The sequence below is a fragment of the Desulfosporosinus hippei DSM 8344 genome (genome assembly GCF_900100785.1).
Lineage (GTDB): Bacteria > Bacillota > Desulfitobacteriia > Desulfitobacteriales > Desulfitobacteriaceae > Desulfosporosinus > Desulfosporosinus hippei.
The window spans coordinates 125,503-134,541 of sequence record NZ_FNCP01000014.1 but is presented as its reverse complement, the minus strand read 5'-3'; the positions used below and the strand labels follow the sequence as shown (position 1 = coordinate 134,541).

The 9,039-nt window shown below is 39.1% G+C and carries 7 protein-coding genes; all 7 read right to left on the bottom strand.

Annotation, left to right across the window (positions count from 1 at the left end):
• Positions 1–49 precede the first annotated feature (49 nt).
• Positions 50–808 (bottom strand): DEAD/DEAH box helicase family protein, encoded by a 759-nt coding sequence (locus tag BLS16_RS24625; RefSeq protein WP_207649758.1) that lies wholly within the window; start codon positions 806–808, stop codon positions 50–52.
• Positions 775–1,452 carry a DEAD/DEAH box helicase family protein gene (locus BLS16_RS24620; protein WP_207649757.1) on the bottom strand — a complete coding sequence of 226 codons (678 nt, stop codon included), beginning with the start codon at positions 1,450–1,452 and terminating at the stop codon, positions 775–777. Before BLS16_RS24620 ends, BLS16_RS24625 begins: the two co-directional genes overlap by 34 nt.
• 426 nt (positions 1,453–1,878) lie before the next feature.
• The gene (locus BLS16_RS13270; RefSeq protein ID WP_092333972.1) at positions 1,879–3,309 is read right to left on the bottom strand and encodes a hypothetical protein; all 1,431 of its coding nucleotides are present in this window, start codon (positions 3,307–3,309) and stop codon (positions 1,879–1,881) included.
• Positions 3,310–3,484: 175 nt separating this feature from the next.
• Positions 3,485–4,576 (bottom strand): Shedu immune nuclease family protein, encoded by a 1,092-nt coding sequence (locus BLS16_RS13265; protein ID WP_092333970.1) that lies wholly within the window; start codon positions 4,574–4,576, stop codon positions 3,485–3,487.
• Between the two features lie 120 nt (positions 4,577–4,696).
• Positions 4,697–5,449 carry an NERD domain-containing protein gene (locus BLS16_RS13260; RefSeq protein ID WP_092333968.1) on the bottom strand — a complete coding sequence of 251 codons (753 nt, stop codon included), beginning with the start codon at positions 5,447–5,449 and terminating at the stop codon, positions 4,697–4,699.
• 111 nt (positions 5,450–5,560) lie between these two features.
• A complete protein-coding gene (locus tag BLS16_RS13255; RefSeq protein WP_092333966.1) occupies positions 5,561–7,819 on the bottom strand; it encodes a DEAD/DEAH box helicase in 2,259 nt (752 codons plus the stop codon).
• A gap of 14 nt (positions 7,820–7,833) precedes the next feature.
• Entirely contained in the window at positions 7,834–8,922 is a 1,089-nt protein-coding gene (locus tag BLS16_RS13250; RefSeq protein WP_092333964.1) for a DUF429 domain-containing protein, read from the bottom strand.
• Positions 8,923–9,039: the final 117 nt, after the last annotated feature.

Below are 9,039 nucleotides of genomic sequence, written 5' to 3'. Positions count from 1 at the left end.
TGATAAATTTTATATGCCCACCTGTATGTATAAGAAAAACACAACCATCTTAATCTGGATGGTTGTGTTTTTCAGGCCTTAACTTAATGACATTGCCCTTATACTCAGGATAAAGGGAATCAAAAGTTTGTTCGATTCTTCGCGCATGGGACATTGAAGAGCAGAAAAATATAGTTTTACCAGGAAGAACACCATTGGAATCTTTTATTGATTCTTCCATGAACTCTTTGACGATGAGCGCATTGGTCCCCTTATTGATAACAGTCTTCTCCAGCTCGGTGCCCTCAAAATTGATCTCTTCTACCTCTTTACCTTCAAGAATTAATCGCTTTTGGTCTTCCAGGGAGATAGTTCGCTTGCTAATACCCTCTTCCTGAAACTTAGTGTGTATCTTCATAACTTGAAAGTTACACAAATAGGGCGGTATGTGATTAACAGCTTCCTCATAAGTGTAGGCAAACGTTGGAAGACCATTATCACAATCAAAAAGCTTAAAAGTGTTGTGATCAATAATATCTGTCGGAGTTGCAGTTAGTCCGAGTGTAATCGCTTTGAAATAATCGAGAACTTCTCCGTAGGTATTATATATGGAGCGATGGCTTTCATCAATCACAATCAGATCGAAGAAGTGAGGTGAAAGGGTGTTATCTTCTTCCCTTATTATATTGAGCATTGTGGGATAGGTTGAAATATAGATACGGCGATCTTTAGCAATGAGCTTTTCACCAACCTTGGGCCAGCGGGGTTCATTTGGTAAATGTTCCTTGAAAGCTGTTAGTCCCTGTTCCCGTAAAGCAATTCTATCCACAAGTTAAATAGCACACGTTCGACATGTCCTGCACGCATAAGTGCATCAACTAGGGCGATACAGGTTCTTGTTTTTCCAGTTCCAGTGGCCATCACCAGCAGGAAATTTCGTTGTTTCTTTTCTATTCCTTCCATTACAGAACGAATTGCCCGGATCTGATAGTCTCTTCCCGCAATTGCCGTATTAATCAGCTCATCAGCAAGACGTTTTCGATGTTCTCGTATATATAGAAATCGCTCTAAATCATCACGTGTTGGATAGCCTACTACTTTTCGGGGAGGGTAGTTTTCTAAATCCCAGAAGAAAATCTCAAGACCGTTAGAGTAAAAACAGAAAGGGAGTTTTCCACCATTTTGTTTTTGAATGTTGTAACAATACTGTTTTGCCTGTTCCCGACCAATTGAAGCATCTTTGGAACTCTTTTTAGCTTCAACAACAGCTAGTGGCTTCCCATCTCTCCCCAATAGAACATAGTCACTATATTGATGACCTTCATAAGGAGTCCGCGCCTCTGCCACTCCATCAGGTAAGGGCACAGAAATATCGAACTCTTTTGAGACTTGGGTGAGATTATTTACATCCCAACCCGCTTTATGTAGTTTTGCATCAATAAGTTCTTTTCTTGTTTCGGCTTCTGTTTTCATCGTTTCTCCTATCTTAGGACTTGCTAGGTGCGGCCACTTTTATCCTAACACACTTTTAATGTTTAGTGTCCGTAAATTCATAGTTATATACAGTAGGGGCTGATTTCGGGACTCTATTTAGCTTTTGTCTGATTTAATTGGTGAAATTTAGTTAAATACTTTGTATTGCTAGTACCTATGATTTTCACAAACTCACTTTTCCTTTTATTTCTAGTAGCGATATACTAACTCGATATCATAAGCATGAATCCATACAAAATTAAAACTACTAAAAATAGGAATATTGCGTGCTTAATTTCCCACCAACTTGGAAAGATGCAAAAAGGTGTAAAAAGATTCCATATCGAGAATATATGATTGCCAAAGTCGTATACAGCAAAAGTTATTACATTATAGACCAAAACACTGATTTTTCGGTCTCCTTCCTTACTTTCTAGCTTTTTTATATGTACTTGCAGCCTCTTTTTCTCTCGCATCTACATAGACTATTTCTGAAATTGTTATGTTATCCTTCTCCATTCTTTCAATAAATTTGTTCAGAGCCTTTTTGTTTTTCTCTGCTCCATTCCAATCGCCGTCAATAACTAAATAAATTGACCGTTTTGTTTTCTCCGATTTTTCATATTCTCCAACTTGAATCTCAATTCCATGAACTAAGTCATTATTACTTGTTTTCTTTACTTCAACAAGAATACGAAAATCATATCCCTTACTAAATTTAAAGTCTACAGGCCCTCGCCCAGCATTTGCCTCTCTACTTAAGTCAATATCGTTTGTCTTACAATAGGCGTCAGCAATGCCATAAAAAATCAATTGTGCCGCACTTTCGTGTTTTGCAGAGCCATTATCATTGTAAAGTAAAGAATAAAGTTTATTATTTTCTACTAAATCCTTAAAATGAAGACATATAGTTTTAACGGTGTTGTAGATGTCTTCACTAGATATATTTTGACTCCAATGTAACTTAAGTGGATAATCATCAGCAATCTTCTTTGCACTTTCATACCAAATAATTTGACCAGATCTATCTTTAGTAAAGTCATATTCTAAAGGGGTTTTAGTTTCATATTTACTGAGTAAATCAATTAAAAACCCTGGGTAATTCAAAATATAGTAACGCAAATCTGATTTTCTGACTCTACTTGAAGTAGCTTTTTTCCACGTGTAACCAATAGTCTCATTAAAGCTTCTCTTTATTTCTTCATTTTCATGTTGTACACGGTCTATATCCTCCCAACTCCAGGCCAATGGAATGTCCTGAAGAATTGACTTAGGTACAAAAATAATAGGAAATTTATTATAAGGATTAATAGGTAATTGAGTCTTTGGATCGAAGTCTGAGGTAAATAAAAATTTACTAAAAATATTTTTAGAGTATGCGACGAGTTCTTCATAAATAATTGAAACTACCATATCACTTAATCTATCGGGCCCAATATTTTCTTCAAAGAGTGGCATTAATTCGAAAATACGAGTATCTTTAATTCCTGCAGAAATAATTATTTTCGCATCAGATAGCAATTGATTTTCTAGTTTCTCTCCAAATCCACGGCCTCTTGTTCCATACTTCGATAAACCAAGACATACCCCAGGTTGTTCGTTAAAATGCAATTGTTGCTTTGCCGCCCTCCAAAATTTATCATCTTGCCTTGTAGAGTGCTCTAATAGAAGAAGTATATTTTCAAATCTTTGAGTAACTTTTTTATAGGCATCCTTGAATTCAGAAATACTACATTGTTTTAATAATGCAATATCAATATACATTTTGGTATCAAAATCAAGAATACTATCAAGAGCTCCCGTAGAATTAAACTTGCTTTTATCAATTCCCAAATAATCTGTTACAGAAATAGCCAAAGTAACCCCCCCTTGTTTCAATCCGCCACACGATTCTTTGTCCATACGCTGATATTAATATGAATATGGTTTGCTAGTCCTAAAGCATTGTTATTTTGTTCCCGTTCTGATATTACGAACACGTCGTTGGTGACCGTCTCCACATTATTTCAAGAACAAAATGCAACTTTTAAGTTTACCTTCTAGTTAATTTTCTGATCCACGAATCCCAAGTTTCAAGCTTAATTGTTGGCTTAGAGTAAAATTCAAACGCTTGTCTTTTTCTGCTTTCCATTAAGTCATTATTTGTTCTACCGGCTATTACTACGGGATGTATATTCACGTCTTTATCAGGATCTACTAAAAGATCTCCATAAGGTCCTATAAAAGAATTATATATTTTCGTGCCTGACTCAACGGTCTTACGAATTTTATGAAATTCAACTCGGTACTTTTCATAGTTATTATAAATTATCTGTAGTCGCTCTCTAATTTGGCCTGTCGCTTCTTCAACTTTACTCGATAACTTCTCATAATTTCCACTATTCACTAAATTGAAGTTAGAACCTTTTACCTCAATTAGGTAAACATCCATTCTAGATCGCCCCGTAAAAACAACAAAATCGACAACTCCATTATTTATTGGAAACTCAGAAAAACAAATATATTCTTCTTTTGGATGAGCATATACTTCTCCGAACAATGATAAATCTTGTTTTAATAGTCTTGAGATATCCTGTTCTTTAACATTACTCTCTATTAAAGAAATAATTTTCTCTTTACTTATATTGTTATATTCAATTTCAAATCTTCTCTTTATAATTTCTGGGTTTTCTTGATCTGGAAAATCAATCTTTGGATCCATCTGATATCTAAGTCTATCAATCTCATTCATTAATCTTGGATTACTAAATGTAGTATCTAGAAATTCCATTTTATCACATTCTAATATATTAATAATTTTTTGAAAACCAATACTTGTCCAATGTGGCAATCCCTTTCCATCAAAAGTAACAATGTCGAATGAATGCATTCTCTGATAATAATCCTGTGGTTCATAATGCTCAATAAAACACGTTTCTTTTGGAACAACGCCAGCAGAAATTAGTGTACTGCAAATATATTCAATAGCATTTGTTACTGAAGTAGACGGATTATAATCTCCAATATCTGTTATTACAGAATATACCTCTTGCTTCGATGTAATAAATATCCTAATCCTATAAAGCCCGCTAAATCGAGAAAGCGAGTTAACTTTGCAATTAAAAATCATATCAGAAATTTTCAATGCAATTCACTCCTTGTAGATTAAGGTAAATATAGCTGTTAAATCTTACCCTGCTCCAGTTATAAGCCATTTTCAACACTTAAAATCATAACTACACGTTGACCAAACCCAGATTAATGCTTAGTTAGTAATTGTAAACCTACACTTCGGATAATTTTTACACCCTTTAAAATCCCCATATTTACCCCTTCTCGTGATTAACTCCCCACCACATTTAGGGCATCTATTAGCGCTTACTTGGCTCGCCACTTCAGCTTTCTTTTTATTTATTCCTTCAACATGCTGGTTTCTGGCTTCCTTATCTCTTACATTTAGAGCTAGCAATTTCGAATATATCTCTTCCTTTTGCTGCTCAGTAATGGTTTCCTCTGTAAACTCTCTAATCGTTTTAAGTAATTTTACTGAATATATAACCTTGGTATTTGTTTTAACCTTTAAATCAGCGTCAATGGAAAAAACAATGATCGGCACATAATTTAACTCTGGGTATTCTTGCAAATTCTGCTTTAGAGCCTGAATATGTCCATAGTTTTGTCTTATCGGATTAAAGAATCTTTCCTTCCGCTTGTAAATTACTTGTGTCCAATTCTCCCCGTGCTCATCTCCCAAAATCCAGCCCTTATAGTTCTTTGTCTCTATTACAAAAATCCCGTAGTTTGACACGACTACATGATCTATCTGAGAGGTCTTCCCATCAACGCTCAACATTAGATCGTTTATAACCTTATATTTTGTTGGTTCTAACCTCGTCAGAAACGCCGATATTGTTTTCTCGCCAATAATTCCTTTGATTTTGGCCTTATACAATCGATAAATAAAAACTACTAAAACCAAAAGCCATAAATACCATAACTCCACAAAAGCCTTTATCATTTGAGCGTCTCCCCCCTCATTCCCCCTATCGGCGTATTCAAAAAGCCAATAGTAGTTTTTTAACCCCTAAGCTTTTTCTAAGCACAGCGAAAAGAACTCTCATCCAAGCATCTAAACCCGCTTCCTATAATACTCCTCCAACTTCTCATCACACCGCCCAACAATCCAGTCCTTCTCCTCCTGCGTCAGCCTCTTCCAAACATGCCGATTAAACTCCACATACTCAATATCCCGGCACCGGCTCATAAACCGCATGTCCTCAAACCGCTTAAAGGGATTACTAAAGATATTTCTCTCAACGTCCTTTCTCATATATCCGTCTTTGCAATACAGACTGGATTTCTTCTCAACCACCAGCCCGCTCTCTTTCCTAGCCCTATAGAAATCCATGAAGTAATTAACTATGTCCTCCACCCGAACTCTTCCCTTTTCGTCAACATGCTCAAGCATGGCCTTGAGCAATACCGGCTTATAGGAAAAGCTCATATCCATGGTCCTGACCATGTTCATAAACTTATCTTTCATATTGGCAGGATTGATCAGCTCCCAGCCATACTGTTTAGCATAGCTCTCCACGCTTGCTTCCCTAAAATACTTAAAGCTCCTTTTATCCCCGAAGGGTACCTCTAAATCAGGGGTTATCTTTCCTTCCCGCAGGTACCGTTCAATGGTTTCTGTTTGCACATCCACCATCCTTACAAACTCCAGCTGTGAGATCATTCCTTTCACTTCATCCTGCCAGTTAAAGAGATCAATCAGCTCGTAATCCGCGGCATTCACCGGGAAATCCAGAAAAACAGACGGTTTTTCTCCTCTGGCGATTAAGTCCTTGTCCAGCTCATACTGTTTCTGGGAGGCAACAACGTACTCTCCCGCCCTGTATTCCTTCAGGTTAAACATCCTGTGCAGGGAGTATGGCATGTTGAACAATCCGGCATTATCAATAAAATCAAAAACCATCAGGTAGTCCTTACCCGCAAACTTGCGCATCCCCCGGCCCAGCTGCTGAACATAAAGTGTCTTGGAAAGCGTCGGCCTGGCCATGAACAAAACTTCTGTTTTCGGACTGTCCCAACCCTCGTTTAAGAGATCACAGGCACATAAGACTTGGATATCCCCATTCTCATAAAGATCTAAAATCCTCGCCCTTTCTCCTGACTTCATTGAACCGGAAACAGCCTCGCAATGAATTGCCTTTTCCTTAAATAAAGCAGATATCTCCTGAGCGTGGTGTACGGAGGCACAGAATACCACGGTTTTCTTATCCCTAACATAGTTCAGATAGGTTTCTACAATCAGCTTATTTCTTTCCGGCACAAAAAGCTTGCTTTCTAAGTCCTGGGCGTAATATTTAATGCCGTTAATTCTCACCGTGGAAAGATCCACATTGGTCTTGACCCGGATACACCTGATGGGAACAAGTTCCCCTAATTCCACAGCTTGCTGCAAATCCAGCTTATGGGCCACATTTTTAAAGTCTTCCAGGAGGCTCTCGCCATCGGCTCTGTCTGGGGTAGCCGTGAGCCCCAGAGTGAATTCAGGTTTGAAATAGCTCAAAACCTTCCTATAAGTATCTGCTGTTCCATGATGACATTCATCGACGATGATATAGCCAAAGTCATCGGGTTTAAACCCTTCCAGATTCCTGGCCACACTCTGAATACTGCTGCAGACAACATAAGCGTCTGCAGCCTTTTCTTCAGCCACATAGAGACCTATCTCCGCCTGATCCCAAAGTTCTTCAAAGGTGCCTTTAGCCTGGGTAATCAGTTCTTTGGTATGAGCCAAAAACAGAGTTCGTTTCCCCAGACGTTTGGCATCACTGACTGCGGTCACAGTTTTTCCGGTGCCGGTAGCATGATAAAGCAGAGCGATACTCTCCCCTTGCTCGCGCATGGCCTGCAGGCTGTCTAAAGCTGCTTGCTGATGCTCCCGCAGTTCGATGACCTGGCCCTTCTGCTTAGGCAGATAATCCTCCAGCATTCTAAAGGCGGGTATTTCCCCCACAAAAATCCGCAGTTCGTCCTTAACCCTTTCCGGTTGGTGTTTCAGTTGGTTGTAAACCCAGCGATAGACTTTCCAGTTCTGATAGATCAGGCTGTTTTGCTTGGTAAGGTCATCATAATATTTATTAGAAGAAACCTTGTTAGGATTATGATAGGTTTCACCGTCAATCTCGATGGCAATTCTTAAATCTTCACTTTCCAGAGCAAAATCAAGGGAGCGTCTATGTCCATAAATATCTGTGACCGGATACTGCAGAAAGAGATACTCAGCTTGATCCGGACCAAAGGTATCACAGAACAGCTCGACAAAGAGGTCTTCGGCGATACTGCCCAGGCTTCCCTTCTGCTTGATCTTCTCTGTCAATTTGCTTCAACCCCTCAACTGTCGCTAACTTCTTTAAGCAGGAGTTTATCCCGGAAAGCACCTTTCTCTTCGACCTTTTGCTTTCTGATCCACTCAAATTCCCGCCGGGATACCCCTTTATAATCCAGGATAGCGTAGACTACTTCCACTATATCCGCCAGTTCTTCAAGTCTTTGGCTGTCCAGATACTCCCGAAGCTCTTCTCCTAACTTGGCGTTTAATAGGTTCAGATACTCAGTACCCGAAACCTTTTCGATAATGGCTTTCTTACCGCCATCCTCGATAATTTGGGGGATCTTATCACGAATCAGCTTGTTGTAAACTTTAATTCGTTCTGACCTGTTGTTGTCACGGACTTCCTGCTCATCTATCACCGGAATCAAAATAAAACCATCCCGATCGTCGCCGAAAACCTTCCCATTATGATTGGCGAGCCAATAGGTGGCATAAGCACATAAAAAAGCATCCAACTTGTCCTCAAAGTTCTTAAACTCCTTCTTAGACATAGCTTGAATGCCCGATGAATAATGGAAACAATCATCTATATTATGGACGGGGGGATCAAAGTCGCCCAGCCTTTGCAAAAGGCTGACCATCCGCCCCATTTCTGCCTTGGTTGTTTCAAAGGCAACCTTATGTTTGACTTTGTATTTAACTGGAAAAGCGTCGGGAAAAAGGCCTAAGGTTATTCCCGTGGGAAAGGTTTCTATAATAACATGCTTTTCACTGCTTAAGTCTCCTGTGAGGGCAAAAGCCGGCATCCGCTTCCGAATGGCTTTGACGACTTCTTCTCCTCGAACTACTCCGAAGTGGTTGAGCATAAAGCTTTTACTGCAGGTGAAAACGGACAGATTCTTACCATGAATTTTCTCTCTCATAATAGCTCCGTCACAGTATCTGGAACCTGTTTCGTTATTCACGATTAAGGGAGCATCAATCCCCACGATTGCTCCTTCTTGAGCATGCTCTGCAACGATGTCCGCAATCATTTCGTCGCTGAAAACCTTGGACTCGCAATAGATGATTTCTCCATTATCAGCAATCACACAGATTCCCGATTCATTGGTATAGGTCCAGGCTAGATCGATGCCGATATAATGCATTTTATTTACCTCCAAAAACCCTTGGCTTTAATTTAATCCTCAGGTGATTCCAGCTTTTTGGACAACGTTTGTCATATAGTTTCTTTTTCGCCGAACTTCCCGCTTTTCCTCCCATTA